The following is a 17,885-nucleotide window of genomic DNA, read 5'->3' as shown; positions in this document are numbered from 1 at the left end:
ATATCGTTTGTTTGGTACTCCTTTTGGCATAGCAAAACACCCCACTTCTTAGATAGTATATCATACTGTCTAACAAATGGGGTGCAGTTCACAGCTCTCCGCTTGTGGGATTTAACTAAAATACTTTTTTTGAAACGGGACCTCATCCACCTGAAACTCGCGTCCGTGCAGATATTCGAGGATGCCCGCGTCGCTGGGAAAGTCGAAGCGCAGGCGGTAGGAGTAGAGCGCTTGATGCGTTTCGCCGTATTTGCGGTTCACGCTGCCGACGCCGTACTTGCCGTCGCCGAGCAGGGGATGGCCGAGGTCGGCCATGCTCGCGCGAATCTGATGCGTACGGCCCGTGAGCAACTCGACCTCCAGAAGCGACAGCTCGCCGCGCGTCTGGAGCGTTTGGTATAAGGTGATCGCGCTGCGGCCGTCCGGCACGGGGCGGTGGTAAACGCGGACGGTGTTGCTCTTCTCGTCCTTGCGCAGAAAGCACTCGATGCGGCCCTGCGGCGGCTCGACGCGGCCGAGGGCGATACATAAATAGTATTTGGCGATCTCGCGGTCGCGAATCTTGTCGTTCAGGATGCGCAGCGCTTCAGCGTTTTTCGCCGCAACGACAATGCCGCCAGTGTTGCGGTCGATGCGGTTGCAGAGGGCGGGGGTGAAGGCGTTCTCCTCGCGTGGCCGCCACTCGCGCTTTTGATAGAGGTAGGCGAGCATGTGGTTGACGAGCGTATTGACTTTCTCGTGCTCGTCGGCGTGGGCAAGCATTCCCGCGGGCTTGTCGAGCAGCATGATGTTCTCGTCCTCGTAGACGATCTTGAGCCGCGGCGTCGTGATCGTGAGGTAGACGTTTTCCTCGCTCGGCGACTCGAAAAACTCATCGTTGATGTAGCATTGTAAAATATCGCCCGCGACGAGCTTCTGGTCGCGCTGGGCGCGCGCGCCGTTGACCTTGATGCGCTTTAGGCGGATGTACTTCTGCGCGAGCGACGCGGGGAGCAGGGGGATGGCCTTGCCGAGAAAGCGGTCAAGCCGCTGATTTTCGTCATTTTTTCCGATGTGAAACTCCCGCATGGGCGGCACCTCCGCTTGCGCAGCGCGCGATTTTCTGCTATTGTACGATAGCGGGCAAAAAAAGTAAAGAAATCCTGTCAAAATTTTTGCCGCAACCGTGAAAAAAGTATTTGACAATCGAGAAAACGTCCTCTATAATATCACTCGTGTCATTGCGAGGTGTAGCATGGTTTTAGATGTAAAACGTATCATTAACACCCCCGGAGGCAGAATTCCCTTTGACTTTACAGAGGACTTTTCTGATGTGGACTTCGGCGGCGTGTGTCCTGCGGTTCGGCCGGTCTCAGTGGTAGGGCAGGCAGAGAACATTGCGGGGATGCTGCGGTTGCAGTTTGACCTGACTACAACGCTTTCCGCCGTGTGCGATCGCTGCGGAGCGCCGTTTGATCTTCCGTACAAGGTCCCGTTCGAGTGTCTACTCGCTGAGGAACTGGAGGAAGACGACAACGACGATATCCTGCTGCTGGACAACGGAACCGTTGATCTCAGCGAGCTGGCGCGGGAGACGTTCATCCTCAATATGCCAAGCAAGACCCTTTGCCGCGAGGATTGCAGGGGCTTGTGTTCCGGCTGCGGTGTCAATCTCAACTATGAGAAGTGCCGCTGCAAAAAGGAAGTCGACCCCAGGTTAGCAGCCCTCGCAAAGCTTTTGGAACAATAAATTCGCTGTTCATTCAGCTTAACTTTAAGGAGGTGTCAACATGGCAGTCCCCAAAGGGAAAGTATCCCGTCAGAGACGTGATAAGAGACGTTCTTCTCACTGGAAGCTCACCGCTCCCGCGCTCGTTGCGTGCCCGAAGTGCGGCGCTCTGCACCAGCCTCACAGAATGTGCCCGGAATGCGGTACCTACAACGGTCGTCAGGTCAAGGTCATCGAGTCCAAGGTCGCAGCCGAATAATTGATTCGGAACGAAAATCGTTAAGAAAAGCTGAGTGGAACTCCACTCAGCTTTTTCTTATGCTGCAAGAGAAGGTTAGCCTTGCGTAACCTCGAAAATTCGGTTATACTGTATTTGTAATATTTTGCTTTGCGATAAAGAGCGGTGCGATCGCGCGCCGCTTTGGAATAAAGGAGGCAGAGAGATGAAACCTTTGGTTGCGATCGTTGGACGGCCGAACGTCGGCAAGTCCATGCTGTTTAATAAGCTCATCGGCCAGCGGCTTTCCATCGTCGAGGATACGCCGGGCGTCACGCGCGACCGCATCTACGGCGAGAGCGAGTGGTGCGGCCGCAAATTCCGTCTGGTGGACACCGGCGGTATCGAACCGCGCACGGACGATCAGATCTTGTCGTTCATGCGCGAGCAGGCGGAGATCGCCATTCAGCACGCGGACGTCATCATTTTCCTGACGGATGTGAAGACCGGCCTGACGGCTTCCGATCAGGAGGTCGCGAATATGCTGCTGCGATCCCGCAAGCCCATCGTGCTGGCGGTCAACAAGATGGACTCGACCGGACGGGTCGACCCCGATTTTTATGAGTTCTACAATTTAGGCCTCGGCGATCCCATCGCCGTTTCCGCCGTGCACGGCCACGGAACGGGTGATCTGCTCGATGCGTGTTTGCAGTATTTCCCGCCGGAGGACGACGAGGAAGAGGACGAAGATGTCATCAAGGTCGCCATCATCGGAAAACCCAACGTCGGCAAGTCATCGCTGACGAACCGCATTCTCGGCACCGAGCGCATGATCGTCAGCAATGTTGCGGGCACGACGCGCGACGCCATCGACTCGTACTTTGAAAACGAGCAGGGCAAGTATGTCTTCATCGACACCGCCGGCATGCGCAAAAAGTCGAAGGTCGACGACGTGATCGAGCGCTACAGCGTGCTGCGCGCCACCATGGCCATCGACCGCGCGGACGTCTGCCTCATCATGATCGACGCGCAGGAGGGCGTGACCGAGCAGGATACGAAGGTCGCGGGCCTCGCGCACGAGGCAGGCAAGGCCTGCATCATCGTCGTGAATAAGTGGGACCTTGTCGAAAAGGATGGCAAGACCATGGACAAGATGCGCGACGACATCCGCCGCGACCTCTCCTACATGACCTATGCGCCGATCCTCTTCATTTCGGCGGCAACGGGCCAGCGTGTGCCGCGCCTTTTTGAGATGATCAACTACGTGCACAATCAGTCCTGCATGCGCATTTCGACCGGCATGCTCAATAACATTCTGGCCGACGCGCAGACGCGCGTGCAGCCGCCGACAGACCGTGGCCGCAGACTGAAGATCTATTACATGACGCAGGTCGGCGTCTGCCCGCCGCACTTTGTCGTGTTCTGCAACGAGCGCAAGCTCTTCCATTTCTCCTACCAGCGCTACCTTGAAAACTGCATCCGCAACGTCTTCGGACTGGAGGGTACGCCAGTCATCATGTCTATTCGCGAGAAGGGGGATAAGGAAGACTGATGAAAGGCATTTATCTTACGGGCGTCACGGCTGTCATGGCATTTGCCTTGCCGGCTCTGGTCGCGGTGCTGTCGTATCTTTTGGGTTGCATCAACGGCGCGATCGCAACGTCGCACATTTTCTACCATGACGACGTGCGCCGCCATGGCAGCGGCAACGCGGGGCTGACGAATTTTTACCGCAATTACGGCGCGAAGTGCGCGCCCATGGTCATCGCGTTCGACATGCTCAAGGCTGTCGGCGCGGTGCTGCTGGGCAATTATTTCCTGGGCTATCTTCTCGGCTGGGGCGCCGCAGGCAAGTATTTCGGCGCACTGTTCTGCGTCATCGGCCATATGTTTCCGGTGTTTTACGGCTTCAAGGGCGGCAAGGGCATTTTGTGCAGCGGCACGCTGCTGCTGCTTCTCGACTGGCGCATCGCGCTCGTCGGCTGGGGCGCGTTTGTCGTGCTGTGGCTCACGACGCGCTATGTGTCGCTCGGCTCGGTCGCCGCGGCGGTCAGCCTGCCGTTTACCACGTATTTCGTGTTCCATAACACGGCCTGCACAGTGCTCGGCACGTGCATTTCGCTTCTTGTGCTGTGGGCGCACCGCAGCAACATCAAAAGACTCTTAAGCGGTACGGAGAGCAAGTTCCATTTCCATGTGAACGCGCCCAAGCCGGGGGAGGACGAATGAACATTGTAGTGCTTGGCTCGGGCGGCTGGGGTACCGCCGCCGCGATGCTGTTATCGGACAACGGCCATACCGTCGCGCTCTGGTCTCACGACCCGAAAAAGGCGGAATTGCTGGATAAGACAAGGGAAAATCCTTTACTCAAAGGCGTGCGCATTCCCGAGCGCATCGCCGTCACGAGCGACTTAGCGGTGCTCCAAAATGCGGAGATGGCCGTCTTCGCGTCGCCGTCGTTTGCACTGCGCTCCGTTGCGCATGAGGCTGCGCCGCACCTGAAAAAAGGCACGCTGCTCGTCTCGCTCACGAAGGGCATTGAGCGCGGAACGCACCTGCGCATGAGCGAGATCATCGCACAGGAATGCGGCGAGGGCTATCGTATCGCAGTGCTCTCCGGCCCCTCGCACGCCGAGGAGGTCGCGCGCCGTCTGCCGACGGGCTGTGTGGCGGCGTCCGCCGATCAGGCGAGCGCCGAGGCCGTGCAGCGCGCGTTCATGAACGAGGTCTTCCGCGTCTACACGCACGACGACGTCGTCGGCGTGGAGCTTGCGGGCGCGCTCAAGAACGTCGCGGCGCTGTGCTGCGGCATCAGCGACGGCTGCGGCATGGGCGACAACACCCGTGCGCTGCTCATCACCCGCGCGCTGAGTGAGATCTCGCGCCTGGCCGAGTGCATGGGCGGGCGCAAGGAGACGCTCGCCGGTCTTGCCGGCATGGGCGATCTCATCGTCACGTGTACGTCGATGCACTCACGCAACCATCGCGCGGGCATCCTGATTGGTCAGGGCAAGAGCGCGCAGGAGGCCATGGACGAGGTCGGCGCGGTCGTCGAGGGCTATTACGCCGCGCGCAGCGCGCACGAGCTCGCGCAGCGCTATGGCGTAGAGATGCCGATCTCGACGGCAGTGTACGAGGTCCTCTACGAGGGCAAGAGCGCCGCGCCGCTCATCGGCGTTCTGATGAGCCGCACGCCGAAAAAGGAAAGCGATTGCAGCTGGTTATGATTATTTCAAAAAAGCGGCCCTTGGGCCGCTTTTTTGAGTAAGATTGCAGCCCGCGGCAGCGCACGCGCCGTAGGCGCGTACGTTTGCGGGCTGAGAAGTGTTTTCCGCCACGCGCATGTCGCGGCGGAAAACGATTAAGATTATTTGCGCCGTGCGCGGCGCAAACTCTGCGAGGCTTTTGCGCCTGCGGGCGCGAAAAAAATATTGAGGGTAACGATGGATATTTTGACGCAAATTGAGAATTACCGGCCTTACAATGAGCAGGAGGAGCGGGATAAGGGATTGATCCTCGACTGTCTGCGCGCATTTGAGGATGTGTTTACGCGGGAAAATGCACTGGCGCACATGACGGCGTCGGCCTGGGTGGTGAACGAGCGCTTCGACCGCGTGCTGATGGCGTATCACAACATCTACGATTCGTGGTCGTGGCTCGGCGGGCACGCCGACGGGGAAGAGGACCTGCTCGCCGTCGCGCTCAGGGAAGTCCGCGAGGAGAGCGGCGTCAAAAACGTCCGTCCGGCAAGCGAGGACATTTTCTCGCTTGAGGTGCTGACTGTAGACGGCCACATGAAGCGCGGGAAGTATGTCTCCTCGCACCTGCATCTGAACGTCACGTATCTTCTCATCGCGGACGACATGAACGTGCTCACGGTCAAGCCCGACGAGAACAGCGGCGTGAAGTGGTTCACGCCGGACGGCGCGGTGGAAGCCAGCAGCGAAAAATGGTTCCGCGAGCATATCTATCAGAAGCTCAATGAGAAGATGCAGCAGTTCCGCAGGGAAAACGAACGAAAGGGGAGATCAGAGGAATGAAGCTTCGAGATGCCACAACCGCAGACGCAGCCCGCTTGGATACGCTTTTGACAAGGCTCATCCATGATGAGGTGCAGTATGACTCCAATTTGAACGGCTCGTATGTTGTCACCGATAATTACCGCGACCGCATCGGTCTGGAGGGCCATAAGCTGCTACTGATTGAGGATGGAGGAGAGATCGTCGCTTTTTTATATGGCTTTCTCTACGAAATTCCCGGCATGCTTGCAAAACCGATTGCGATTCTCGATGCGTTGTACGTTGAGAAAGAACACCGCCGGAAGGGCTATGCATCGCAGCTCATTTCTGCCTTTAAGCCCTTCGCGGAGGAAAACGGCGCCTGCCGCATCGAGCTGAAGGTGCTATCATGCAACGAAGCCGCTCTGCGCCTTTATGAGAAACTCTCCTTCAAAGAAACCAAAAAGTACATGACGATGGATTTGCAGGCGCAATAGTCCCTGAAATCAGAAAAAGCCGCCCGATGGGCGGCTTTTTGATATACAAAAAAAGAAGCACTGCTTTCGCAGTGCTTCTAATCTGTTTGGTCGCTTAGATCGCGCGGGTAACCTTACCGGAACGCAGACAGCGGGTACAAACATAGACATGGCGGGGCGTACCATTGACGATAGCCTTCACGCGCTTGACGTTGGGCTTCCAGGGACGATTGGAACGACGGTGAGAGTGGGAAACTCTGATACCGAACGTAACACCCTTGTCGCAAAACTCGCACTTTGCCATCCGTTGCACCTCCTTGCTGTAATCAAATCAAGGCTTGGTCATTCACAAGCAGTTGATACTATAACAGATTGCATCACAAAATGCAAGTACTATTTTCAAAAAAGATGAAAAAATCTGTAATTTTTCCGCTCGCGGCGCAAATGAGAAAAAAGCGTGGCGCGGCAGGGCGTTTTCGCTTGTAAAAAAGGGGGGCAGCGATTATAATTAAAGTGTATTTTATCACGCGGGCCAAGGCCCGCATGGAGGGAACTATGAATACCAATCGCTCCGTCCGCGTAAAGGACATCGTAGAAAAATTTCAGATGGAGGTCATCAACAAGGGCACAGATTACGACACCGAGATCTTGACCATCACGGACGTCAACCGCCCCGGCCTCCAGTTCATCGGCTTTTTCGATTATTTTGATCCGAGAAGATTACAGATCATCGGCAAGAGCGAGGTGACGTTCCTGCGCGGCTACTCGGCCGAGGAGCGGCGCAAGCGCTTCGAGGACCTGTTCTGCTACGAGATCCCGGCACTGGTCATCTCGCGCAATTTAGATGTTTTCCCTGAGTGCCTCGAGATGGCGCAAAAGCACGGCCGCACGCTGCTTCGCACGAAGTACACGTCCGTCGAGTTCACCGCCATGACCATCGACTACCTGAATCACGCGCTCGCGCCCGTCATCACACGCCACGGCGTGCTTGTCGACGTGTACGGCGAGGGCGTGCTGATCTTCGGCGACAGCGGCATCGGCAAGAGTGAGACGGCCATCGAGCTCATCAAGCGCGGCCACCGCCTCGTCGCCGACGACGCGGTCGAGATCACGCGCATCGGCTCAACGCTCTCGGGCACGGCGCCTGAGCTCATCCGCAACTACCTTGAGGTGCGCGGCGTTGGCGTCATCGACGTGGAAAAGCTCTTCGGCGTGGGTGCAGTGCAGGATTCGACGCAGATCGACCTTGTCATCCAGTTTGAAAAGTGGGAGGATGACAAATTCTATGACCGTCTGGGTCTCGACGAAAACGACACGACCATCCTTGATGTGCCCGTGCCGCAGATCACCATTCCCGTCAGTGCGGGCCGTAACCTCGCCGCGATCGTGGAGCTGGCAGCGATGAACAACCGCCAGAAGAAGCACGGCTTCAACTCCGCGCGCGAATTCGCCGCGCAGATCGACGGCCACATTGACCGCGTGACCCGCGAAAATGAGCTGAAAAACCAGAATCCGTGAACGGAGGAGCATCTATGTCTTGGGAAACCGCACTCGACCGCCAGATCCATGACTATCTGCCCGACCTCAAATGGGCCGCAGATGAGCCGATGGCAAAGCATACGTCGTTCCGCATCGGGGGGCCGGCCAAACGCATGGCCTTTCCGAAAACGCGCGAGCAGCTCGTTGTGCTGATGGGCTTTTTGCAGGACGCAGGCGTCAAGCCGCTGCTGATCGGCAACGGCACGAACCTGCTCGTCGCCGACAAGGGCCTTGACACTGTGGTCATCGACACGTCCGCCGAGCTTTCTCATATTGAGCTGACGGACGAGGGCGAGATCGCAGCGGACGCAGGCGTGTCGCTCGCGAAGCTCGCGCTGTTCGCATGGAAAAACGGCCTGACGGGGCTGGAATTTGCCCACGGCATCCCCGGCACGCTCGGCGGCGGCGTCGTGATGAACGCAGGCGCCTACGGCGGCGAGCTCAAGGACGTTGTCACCGAAGTGACGGCGCTGTATCCCGACGGCGTGAAGGTTTTAACACCTGCGGAGCTGGATTTTTCTTATCGCCACAGCGTGTTTTCCGCGGGCGAGGGCATCGTCCTCGGCGCGAAGGTCAAGCTTGAATCGGGTGATCCGGACGCCATCAAGGCAAAGATGGACGATCTGATGGCGCGGCGCAAGGCAAGCCAGCCGCTCGAGCTGCCGAGCGCGGGCAGCACGTTCAAGCGCCCGACCGGCTACTACGCGGGCCCGCTGATCGAGGGCTGCGGCCTCAAAGGCTGCCGCGTCGGCGGGGCAGAGGTATCAAGCAAGCACGCGGGCTTCGTCGTGAACGTCGGCGGCGCGACCTGCGCCGATGTGCTCGCCCTCATCGAAAAGGTACAGAAGACCGTTTACGACGCGCACGGCGTGATGCTGGAGCCGGAGGTCAAGATCATCCGGTAAATAGAAAGAGAGACAACGATGGAAATTCTGATCATATCCGGTCTGTCTGGTGCGGGCAAGTCCAGCGCCGCCACGTATCTGGAGGACATGGGCTACTATACGGTGGACAACGTACCGGCGGACATTATTTTGAAATTTGCCGAATTCTGCGCGCAGAGCGACGGCCGCTATGACCGCGTCGCGCTCGTGAGCGACATCCGCTCGGGCAACGGCAACTTTCAGGGGATTTTAGACGCAATGGAGCGGCTCAAGCAAGGCGGCGATATCTGCCGGCTACTGTTCGTCACGGCGGACCTTGAGACCATCATCAAGCGCTACAAGGAGACGCGCCGCCGCCATCCGCTGATGTCTGACGGCATGACCATCGAGCAGGCGATGCACCGCGAGCAGGAGCTGCTGCTCCCGCTGCGCGAGCACGCCGACTTTGTCATCGACACGACGCTCATGCCCGCAGCCAAGCTCAGAAATGAGCTCTACGGTCTCTTTGGCGACAAGAGCGCGCGCGGCAAGCTGAGCGTGAACGTCGTCTCATTCGGCTTCAAATACGGCATCCCGCTGGAAGCCGACCTGGTATTCGACGTGCGCTTCCTGCCCAATCCCTTTTACGTGCCGGAGCTCAAGCACAAGACTGGCATGGACAGTGAGGTCTATGACTACGTGTTCTCGTTCCCGCAGACGAAGACGTTTATCGACAAACTCGAGGGAATGCTCTCATTCCTGCTTCCGCTCTACGCAGAGGAAGGGAAGAGCACGCTCGTCATCGCCGTCGGCTGCACGGGCGGGCACCACCGCAGCGTGTCCGTTGCGCGCTGCATCGCGTCCTACCTCACGGCCCTGGGCTATCCCGCGTTTGAAAATCACCGCGACATCACGCGCGGCTGAAACAAGTTTTTGAAACGAAAGAAGGTGGCGGCATGTCGTTCGCCTATGACGTAAAAGCGGAGCTCTGCAAGGTTCCGATCAACCGGAGCTGCTGCGCCGTGGCCGAGGGCTGCGGCGTGCTGCTGTATGCCAGCGCATTCACCGCAAACGAGGTGCGCATCGTCACGGAAAATGACGAATTCGCCGCGCGTCTCCCAAAGCTCTTCCAAAAGGCATTTTCCCTGCGCTTTGACGAACTCCCTGACAAGTCGAAGGACGGCGGCAAGCTCGTCTTCCGCATCACGCAGGAGGACAAGCTCGACACGATCTGGCGCGCGCTCGGCTACGATCGCCGGGCGCATTTTGCGCTGCACCTGAACTTTGCGCTGCTTGAAGAAGAGTGCTGTCGGGCGTCGTTCCTGCGCGGGGCGTTTTTGTCCGGCGGCAGCGTGACCGACCCGCATAAGCGGTATCACTTAGAGCTTGCGACCTCGCACGTGCAGGCGGGGCGCGAGGTCGAGGCGCTGCTGCGCGACATGGGCTTTGAGCCGAAAAATGTCATGCGGCAGAATAACCTCATTACATATTTTAAGAGCAGCACCCATATCGAAGACCTGCTGACGCTCATCGGCGCGCCGGGGCGCGCGCTTGAGATCATGTCGGCCAAAATCGAAAAGGAAATGCGAAACACCGTGAACCGGCGCGTAAACTGCGACGCGGCCAACCTTGACAAAGCAGTGCTGGCCTCACGTGAACAGGTGGAAGCCTTTACACGCTTGACCGAGTCCGGTGCGATCAACGACCTGCCCGTCAAATTGCAGGAGGTCGCTGTCGCGCGGTTACTTCAGCCAGAGCTGACGTTTTCAGAATTGGCGGCGACATTCGACCCGCCGCTGACGAAGTCGTGTTTGAATCACCGCATCCGAAAGCTCATGGAGATCGCAAAAAAAGAAGAGAACGAATAGGAGGGAGCGCGCCATGTCGTTTGCCCATTTACATGTCCATACCGAATACAGCCTGCTCGACGGCGCGTGCCGTATCCGCGACCTCCCCAAGCTCGTCAAGTCGATGGGGCAGACCGCCTGCGCCATCACCGACCACGGCGTGATGTACGGCGTGGTCGACTTTTACCGCGCCTGCAAGGCTGAGGGCATCAAGCCCATCATCGGCTGTGAGGTGTACGTCGCCCCGCGCACGCGCTTTGACAAGCAGCACGAATTCGACAGCGAGGCCCGCCATCTCGTGCTGCTGTGCGAGAATGAGGAGGGCTATCGGAATCTTTCCTACCTCGTCTCAATGGCGCACGTCGATGGCTTTTACATCAAGCCGCGCATCGACCTGGATCTTCTGCGCGAGCACTCCAAGGGCCTCATCGCGCTCTCGGCGTGTCTCGCCGGTGAGATCCCGAGAAGGCTCCGCAACGGGGACTATAATGGTGCCAAGGAATATGCCTTAACACTATCTGAAATCTTTGGCCCCGAGCACTTTTATCTTGAATTGCAGGACCACGGCATCCGCGATCAGGCCATCGTGAACAAGGGTATCCTTCGTCTGCACGAGGAAATGGGCCTCCCGCTCGTCGTGACGAATGACGCGCACTATCTTCGAAAAGAAGATGCCTACGCGCACGATGTTTTGCTCTGCATCCAGACGGGCAAGACCGTGGACGACGAAAACCGCATGCGCTATGAGCCGCAGCGCTTCTATCTTCGTTCGACCGAGGAGATGGCGGCGCTGTTTCCCGACTATCCCGAGGCGGTCGAGAACACCGGCAAGATCGCCGAGCGCTGCAATCTGGAATTCACGTTCGGCAAGTATCATCTGCCGGAATTCAAGGTGCCGGAGGGCTACACCTCGCTCACATACTTCAAAAAGCTCTGCGCCGACGGCTTCGCCCAGCGCTATGGCGAAGGGACGGACAAGCAGCGCGCGCAGCTCGAATATGAGCAGAACATGATTGAGCGCATGGGCTTTGTCGACTACTTTTTGATCGTCTCCGACTTTGTGCGCTACGCCAAGAGCGTCGGTATCCCCGTCGGTCCGGGCCGCGGCAGCGCGGCGGGCAGTATCGTTTCGTACTGCCTGTCGATCACAGACATCGAGCCAATGAAATACGGCCTGTTCTTCGAGCGCTTCTTGAACCCCGAGCGCGTGTCGATGCCTGATATCGACATGGACTTCGGCGATACGCGCCGCGGCGAGGTCGTGGACTACGTCCGCCGCAAATATGGCGACGATCACGTGGCGCAGATTGTGACCTTCGGCACGATGGCCGCGCGCGGCGTCATTCGCGATGTAGGACGCGCACTCAATATGAGCTATGCCGACTGCGACGTCATCGCCAAGCTCGTCCCCGCAGGGCCGCACGTCACGCTCGACGACGCGCTGCGCATCTCGCGCGAGCTGCGCGAAAAGTACGAGGGCGACGAGCAGGTGAAAAAGCTCATTGACACGGCACGCGCCCTTGAAGGCATGCCGCGCCACGCCTCGACGCACGCCGCCGGCGTGGTTATCACGAAGCGCCCCGTCGTCGACTATGTCCCGCTCGCGCGCAACGACGACACGATCGTCTGCCAGTACGTGATGACGACGCTCGAAGAGCTCGGCTTGCTCAAAATGGACTTCCTTGGCCTGCGTAACCTCACGATTCTGGATGACGCAGTCAAGACGATCCGTGAAAAGGATAAAAACTTTACTCTTGCCGGTATTCCTGAAAATGACGCCGCGACCTACGAAATGCTGGCCGCGGGGCGGACGTCGGGCGTCTTCCAGCTCGAATCGAGCGGCATGACGGGCGTGTGCGTCAGCCTGAAGCCGCAGAACATCGAAGACATCACGGCTTTGATTGCGCTCTACCGTCCGGGGCCGATGGAGTCCATTCCGAAATTCATTGCCTGCAAACACGACCCGAAAAAGGTTACATACCTCATTCCGCAGCTTGAGCCGATCCTGTCGATCACCTACGGCTGCATCGTATATCAGGAGCAGGTCATCCAGATCTTCCAGCAGCTCGCGGGCTACTCGCTCGGCCAGGCAGACATGCTGCGCCGCGCGATGAGCAAGAAGAAGGTCAAGGACATCGAGCGCGAGCGCGAGGCGTTTCTGCACGGCGATCCCGCGCGCAATATCTCCGGCTGCGTGGCAAACGGCATCGACGAGAAGGCCGCGCAGGAAATTTACGAGGAAATTTACGCCTTCGCGAACTACGCGTTCAACAAGGCGCACGCCGCGGCCTATGCGGTCGTCGCATATCAGACGGCATACTTCAAGTGCCACTATACGAAAGAATACATGGCGGCACTGCTCTCGAGCGTGCTCGACTCATCCGACAAGGTGGGCGAATACTTCAACGAGTGCCGCGAGTGCGGCATCAAGCTCCTGCCGCCGGACGTCAACCATTCCGCCGACCGCTTCACGGTCGAGCCCGAGGGCATTCGCTTCGGTCTCGTCGCCATCAAGAATATTGGCCGCGGGCTGATCCTGCGCATGATGCAGGAGCGCGAGCTCAATGGCCCGTTCGTCGACTTTCAGGATTTCTGCCGCCGCATGGACGGCATGGAGATCAATAAGCGTGCGGTCGAGAACCTGATCCGCGCAGGCGCGTTCGATTCGACGGGCGCGAAGCGCTCGCAGCTCATCGCTGTCTACGAAAAGGTGATGGACGGCATCGCCGAGGGCAACCGCACGAACGTGGAGGGGCAGATCGACTTTTTCGGCATGGGCGCGGAGACCGCGCAGCAGGCCGCGCTCGTCCTGCCCGACATTCCCGAGTTCACGCCGCAGGAGCTCATGGCGATGGAAAAGGCCACGACAGGGCTTTACCTCACCGGCCATCCGATGGACGCCTACCGCTCGCTCGTCCGCTCGTCCGGTGCGGCCGCTATCGGCCGCGTGATGGAGGACTTTTCACAGGAGGCGGGGCCGACGACGTTCTCCGACGGGCAGAAAATTTCACTCGCCGGTGTTGTGACCGCGAGCAAGACGAAGATGACGAAGAAAAATACCCTCATGGCTTACGTGACGCTCGAAGACGGCACGGGAGCCATCGAAATGCTCTGCTTCACGCGCGCGCTCGAGCAGTACGGAAGCTACTTACAGGAGGGACAGGTCATTTATGTCACGGGCACGCTGTCCGTGCGCGATGAAAAGGCACCGCAGCTCATGTGTGACTTTGCCCGTCCGCTGAACGCCAATTTTTCGACGGGAACGGTTGCGCATGCGCAGGCGCAGCAGCAGCAGCAGCGGACGGGGCAGACGCTCTATCTGCGTCTGCCGTCGGCCAACGGGCCGGAGATGGCGATCCTCCGCAAAATCCTCTATATGTTCGAGGGAAAAGAGAACAACGTCCGCATCCGCGTGCTTGATACCGGCAAGCTCATCGGCACGACCTGCGACCTGCACACCTCGCTTGTGTGCGACTTGGAAGAGCGCTTCGGCAAGGAAAACGTTGTGGTAAAGTGAAAATCTGCCCATCGCAACGCGAAGTTGCGCGATAGTTGGTGGAGGCAACCGCTGCTTTTCGCTATGATGAGCGTATCAAGCGAAAAGGAGAACAACCATGAATCTCACCCTTATCATCCTGCCGATCATGCTCATTGTCTACGGCGCGATCATCTATCTTTTCGTGCTGCTCGTCAAGGCACTGCGAAAGTACATCAAGTCAAAAGACGTGCGCGAGGAGAAGAAGGCTGTCTGCCGCTCGCTCGGCGAAGCGCTCAAGGCGCACCGGACGGAAAAACAGATGACGCAGGAATTCGTTGCCGAGACGCTCGGCGTCAGCCGTCAGGCGGTCAGCAAATGGGAGAACGGCACGTCCGACCCCAGCACGTCGAATCTCTGCGCGCTCGCAAAGCTCTACGGCATACCGGTCGAAGAACTGCTGCATGAGACGCAGGATGAGAAAAGCGAAGATTGAAGCAAAAAAGAGACAGCCGAACGGCTGTCTCTTTTCATTATGTACGTTATTTTCCCTCGTCGGGTTCGGAGAAGAGCGTGTTCAAAACACCGGTGTAGAGCTGCTCGGGATTTTTCTGGAAGCGCTCGGCGAGATCCTTGGCCATGACCTCCTTGGGAACCATGAGTTCCATCTTCAAGATGGGCTGGCTCTCGTCGTCGTTGAACGCGAGCGTGACCGTGTAGGTCCCGTTGCGGCGCGGCGCGATGTCGGACTGGATCTGTGCGCGGCGCTTGAGCTTCTGGTTGAAGATCGTGATGTTCTTGTCGACGCGCAGGCGCACAGAGTAGGGAAGGCTCGACTCGCAGATTGCGCCGTTGTGCAGGCCCTTTTCCGTGATGGCGTAGAGCCCGTCGTCCGAAAGCGTCAAATGCTGCGACTCGACCAAATTGCTCAGGCATTCGGAAAAGTCAAAAAAGTCGATGCCGTCGTCGCACATCGTCAGCTCCTGCATGGCCTCGAACGGGACCGGCTCGATGAGCCGGGCAGCAACATACAGAATGAGAAATTTGATCTCCAGTTTGTCCTGGATAAAACCGACGCGCCCCATAGCGCACCTCCTCGGGTGAATTTACAGCGATCATAACACAAAATGACTGCCAATACCACAAAAAGTTGTCGGTATCAGTCGGTCAAAAACTATATTTAGTATAGCACACCTTTTTTCGCTTGTATAGGTCTTTTTCAAAAACGCCAAGAACGCGGCACACCCATTTTCGCGCGCGGCATAGACTGGGGTGAAAGAAAGGCGCGGTCGCGCCCGACTTTCCAGTACTTAAAATAGGAGGTATTCTTGCTTTATGGCTGATAAAGTAGCAGCAGGCCACGTCGGCGGCGCAAACGGCGCGCGCGAGGCGGTCTGTATTCATACGAAAAAGATCTATTCATCCTGCCGCGACAAGGATTGCATTGAGGATTTGCGCTTTTACCCCACGGCCACGGCGCAGAGCGTTTTGAGCACGGCGCAGGGGCTGCGCGGCGGCAGCGCCGAGCTGATCTACACCTTTGTCGACGTCGAGCCCGTGAACTTCAACCGCGGGTACTACACCGTCGACATGCACTTTTTCTACCGCATCACCTTACAGGCGCTCAACGGCAGCACGCGCTACACCGAGATCGAGGGTCTTGCGACCTTTGATAAGCGTGTGGTGCTCTTTGGCAGCGAGAGCGGTGCGAAGATCTACTCTTCCATCCCCGAGGCAAACGCCATTGATGCACCGCTGAACCTGACGGCAAATCTCCCGACCGCGGTGGTCGAGGTCGTCGACCCGATGCTGCTGTGCGCGCACTTTGCCGACAACTGCAACTGCCGCTGCGGCTGTGACCGCGGTACGCTCGGCGGCGTGCCCGCGGGCATTCTGGCAGCATTCGACGAGCCAATCATCTTCGACGAGTCCGCGATTCGCCGCGTGTGCATCTCGCTCGGCCAGTTTTCGACTGTGCGCTTAGAGCGCGACACGCAGCTTCTCATCCCCGTGTACGACTACTGCATTCCGTCCAACGAGTGCACGCTTGCCGGCGGCGACTGCAGCTGCGAGGACCCGTGCAAGGTCTTCGATGCGGTGGAGTTCCCGATGGACGATTTCTTCCCGCCCGCGGCGGTGCCCGGCGGCTGCGGCTGCGCGTGCCCCTGTGGCAACCAGTAAAAATCAAATGCGAAAAAACGGGGAAATTCCCCGTTTTTTCTTTTGCCCGAAACGGGACAAACCGGCATAAGCGTGTCCACCGCCTCATAGATTGGACTAACACCAAAGAAGGGAAGTGGGAACGGTGGAACGTCTGGAACGGATCTATCGCTACGAACAATCGTGCGAGTTTTTACCGCACCGGCTCAAAAGTCTCGCCCTGTCGCTGCCGGACAAGCAGAAAGAGCGCGTCGAGGAGCTGCGCCTTCGCGTGATGCATCCGCTGACGGTGCTGACACTGGAGGGCGAGCTGAACGCCGCGCCGGACGGGCGTGCGTCGCTCGTGACGGCGGAAGACCTCGAACAGATGCTCGGCGCGGTGACGGAGTATTCGCGCTATGCCTGCATCGAAACACTGCGGCAGGGCTTTTTGCCGCTGCGGGGCGGGTTCCGCCTCGGCGTGTGCGGCAGCGCCGTCGTGCGCGACGGCGAGGTGAGCAATCTGAAGGACATTTCGTCGCTCGCGCTGCGCATCGTGTGCGAGCACATCGGGCTCGGGAGCGACATTGCGCCGCAGCTCTTCAGCGCTGACGGGCGGTTTTTGAGCACGCTCATTCTCTCGCCGCCCGGCGGCGGGAAAACGACGCTGCTGCGTGACCTCATCCGCGTGCTGTCGCTCGGGGATGCCGAACACCGCGCGCTGCGCGTGGCGGTCATCGACGAGCGCTGCGAGCTCGCCGTGTGCTGCAAGGGGCGAGCGCAGATGGAGCTCGGCAACCACACGGACGTGCTCTCGCTCTGCCCAAAGGCCGTCGGCATCCCGATGGTGCTGCGCGGCATGAACCCGCAGGTCATCGCGGTCGATGAGATCACGGCGGAGGAGGATATCCGCGCAATGTGCCTGGCCGCGAACTGCGGCGTCGGGCTGCTCGCGAGCATCCACGCCGCGAGCGTTGACGAGCTGCACCAGAAGCCGCTCTGGCGGGCGCTTCTGCGCGCGAGGGTGTTTCGCCGCTGCATCGTCATCCGCTCGAACGGCGGTGCACGTTCTTACGAAGTGGGTGACCTGCCATGCTCCAACTGACGGGCAGCGCGCTGATCCTCGGTGCGGCGCTGTGGCTGCAAAGGAGTTTCCATTTACGTACTTTACTGCGGCAAAGGACGCTCCGCGCGCTTTCGGGCGCGTTCCTCGCTCTCGAGAGCGCCGTCCGATTGACGCTGACGCCGCTGCCCGCGCTGCTGCGGCACTTGAGCTGCGAACCGGAAGCCGCGGGCTTCTTTGAAGGTGTGACCGCCAATCTTGCGCGCGGCGAACCGCTTGCCTCTGCATGGGAGCACGCCGCAAAGACTCTGCCCATCGCCGCGCGGGAGCGGGAGACTGTATCGGCGCTGGGACACGCGCTCGGCGGGGATGAGGAAAGCGTCTGCTCCGCGCTGACGCTCGCGGCAAGCGAGCTCTCGCGCCTTGAAGAGGAGCTGCGGCAAAGGGAGCGCGAAACGGGCCGCATCACGGCGGCACTGTGCCTCGGAGGCGGGGCAATGCTCTGTATTCTGCTGCTATAACGTTATTGAAAAGGATATACGCTTTACATAAGGAAGACG

The 17,885-nt window shown here is 58.9% G+C and carries 19 protein-coding genes; 16 read left to right on the top strand and 3 right to left on the bottom strand.

The features are described 5' to 3' along the window. Positions 1–111: 111 nt before the first annotated feature. A complete protein-coding gene (locus tag NI20_RS0106310) occupies positions 112–1,068 on the bottom strand; it encodes an RluA family pseudouridine synthase (RefSeq protein WP_033120582.1) in 957 nt (318 codons plus the stop codon). A 166-nt stretch (positions 1,069–1,234) separates the two neighbouring features. On the opposite strand from NI20_RS0106310, the gene NI20_RS0106305 reads away from it, so the two are divergent. The 7 genes from NI20_RS0106305 (at position 1,235) to NI20_RS0106275 (ending at position 6,420) form a co-directional block, all read left to right on the top strand. Beyond that, positions 1,235–1,729, top strand: coding sequence for a DUF177 domain-containing protein (locus tag NI20_RS0106305; protein WP_033120581.1), 495 nt, complete (start codon positions 1,235–1,237; stop codon positions 1,727–1,729). A gap of 40 nt (positions 1,730–1,769) precedes the next feature. Next, positions 1,770–1,967, top strand: a complete 198-nt coding sequence (gene rpmF / locus NI20_RS0106300) for a 50S ribosomal protein L32 (RefSeq protein WP_033120580.1) — start codon at positions 1,770–1,772, stop codon at positions 1,965–1,967. A 184-nt stretch (positions 1,968–2,151) separates the two neighbouring features. Then, positions 2,152–3,477: a ribosome biogenesis GTPase Der gene (gene der / locus NI20_RS0106295; protein ID WP_033120579.1), complete on the top strand. Its 1,326-nt coding sequence runs from the start codon at positions 2,152–2,154 to the stop codon at positions 3,475–3,477. After that, entirely contained in the window at positions 3,477–4,154 is a 678-nt protein-coding gene (plsY, locus tag NI20_RS0106290; protein WP_081958395.1) for a glycerol-3-phosphate 1-O-acyltransferase PlsY, read from the top strand. The genes der and plsY overlap by 1 nt, the downstream gene beginning before the upstream one ends. Further along, positions 4,151–5,152, top strand: a complete 1,002-nt coding sequence (locus tag NI20_RS0106285; protein ID WP_033120578.1) for an NAD(P)H-dependent glycerol-3-phosphate dehydrogenase — start codon at positions 4,151–4,153, stop codon at positions 5,150–5,152. Before plsY ends, NI20_RS0106285 begins: the two co-directional genes overlap by 4 nt. 216 nt (positions 5,153–5,368) lie before the next feature. Continuing rightward, positions 5,369–5,965 carry an NUDIX hydrolase gene (locus NI20_RS0106280; protein ID WP_052084475.1) on the top strand — a complete coding sequence of 199 codons (597 nt, stop codon included), beginning with the start codon at positions 5,369–5,371 and terminating at the stop codon, positions 5,963–5,965. Beyond that, the gene (locus NI20_RS0106275) at positions 5,962–6,420 is read left to right on the top strand and encodes a GNAT family N-acetyltransferase (protein WP_033120577.1); all 459 of its coding nucleotides are present in this window, start codon (positions 5,962–5,964) and stop codon (positions 6,418–6,420) included. Before NI20_RS0106280 ends, NI20_RS0106275 begins: the two co-directional genes overlap by 4 nt. 94 nt (positions 6,421–6,514) lie before the next feature. Here the strand turns inward: NI20_RS0106275 and rpmB are convergent, their stop codons facing one another. Beyond that, entirely contained in the window at positions 6,515–6,703 is a 189-nt protein-coding gene (gene rpmB / locus NI20_RS14550) for a 50S ribosomal protein L28 (protein ID WP_081958394.1), read from the bottom strand. A gap of 251 nt (positions 6,704–6,954) precedes the next feature. Between rpmB and hprK the strand changes: the two genes are divergently transcribed. From hprK to NI20_RS0106245, 6 genes are all read left to right on the top strand, one after another. Beyond that, complete coding sequence (hprK, locus tag NI20_RS0106270; protein ID WP_033120576.1) at positions 6,955–7,917, top strand: HPr(Ser) kinase/phosphatase; 963 nt, start codon at positions 6,955–6,957, stop codon at positions 7,915–7,917. Positions 7,918–7,931: 14 nt separating this feature from the next. Further along, positions 7,932–8,843, top strand: coding sequence for a UDP-N-acetylmuramate dehydrogenase (gene murB, locus NI20_RS0106265; RefSeq protein WP_033120575.1), 912 nt, complete (start codon positions 7,932–7,934; stop codon positions 8,841–8,843). 18 nt (positions 8,844–8,861) lie between these two features. After that, positions 8,862–9,725: an RNase adapter RapZ gene (rapZ, locus tag NI20_RS0106260; RefSeq protein WP_033120574.1), complete on the top strand. Its 864-nt coding sequence runs from the start codon at positions 8,862–8,864 to the stop codon at positions 9,723–9,725. 32 nt (positions 9,726–9,757) lie between these two features. After that, positions 9,758–10,669, top strand: coding sequence for a DNA-binding protein WhiA (gene whiA / locus NI20_RS0106255; RefSeq protein ID WP_033120573.1), 912 nt, complete (start codon positions 9,758–9,760; stop codon positions 10,667–10,669). Positions 10,670–10,682: 13 nt separating this feature from the next. Continuing rightward, positions 10,683–14,165 (top strand): DNA polymerase III subunit alpha, encoded by a 3,483-nt coding sequence (locus tag NI20_RS0106250; protein WP_033120572.1) that lies wholly within the window; start codon positions 10,683–10,685, stop codon positions 14,163–14,165. Between the two features lie 127 nt (positions 14,166–14,292). Beyond that, positions 14,293–14,619 carry a helix-turn-helix domain-containing protein gene (locus NI20_RS0106245; protein ID WP_369699404.1) on the top strand — a complete coding sequence of 109 codons (327 nt, stop codon included), beginning with the start codon at positions 14,293–14,295 and terminating at the stop codon, positions 14,617–14,619. A 46-nt stretch (positions 14,620–14,665) separates the two neighbouring features. Here the strand turns inward: NI20_RS0106245 and NI20_RS0106240 are convergent, their stop codons facing one another. After that, positions 14,666–15,208, bottom strand: a complete 543-nt coding sequence (locus NI20_RS0106240; RefSeq protein WP_033120570.1) for a DUF4364 family protein — start codon at positions 15,206–15,208, stop codon at positions 14,666–14,668. A 250-nt stretch (positions 15,209–15,458) separates the two neighbouring features. Between NI20_RS0106240 and NI20_RS0106235 the strand changes: the two genes are divergently transcribed. The 3 genes from NI20_RS0106235 (at position 15,459) to NI20_RS0106225 (ending at position 17,846) form a co-directional block, all read left to right on the top strand. After that, a complete protein-coding gene (locus tag NI20_RS0106235) occupies positions 15,459–16,304 on the top strand; it encodes a hypothetical protein (protein WP_052084474.1) in 846 nt (281 codons plus the stop codon). Positions 16,305–16,428: 124 nt separating this feature from the next. Continuing rightward, entirely contained in the window at positions 16,429–17,367 is a 939-nt protein-coding gene (locus tag NI20_RS0106230; protein ID WP_052084473.1) for a hypothetical protein, read from the top strand. Further along, complete coding sequence (locus tag NI20_RS0106225; protein ID WP_033120569.1) at positions 17,355–17,846, top strand: hypothetical protein; 492 nt, start codon at positions 17,355–17,357, stop codon at positions 17,844–17,846. The genes NI20_RS0106230 and NI20_RS0106225 overlap by 13 nt, the downstream gene beginning before the upstream one ends. Positions 17,847–17,885: the final 39 nt, after the last annotated feature.

The organism is Oscillibacter sp. ER4 (assembly GCF_000765235.1).
GTDB classification, from domain to species: domain Bacteria; phylum Bacillota; class Clostridia; order Oscillospirales; family Oscillospiraceae; genus Hominicoprocola; species Hominicoprocola fusiformis.
The sequence above is the reverse complement of the archived record's forward strand: the minus strand, read 5'-3'. Positions and strand labels throughout refer to the sequence as shown.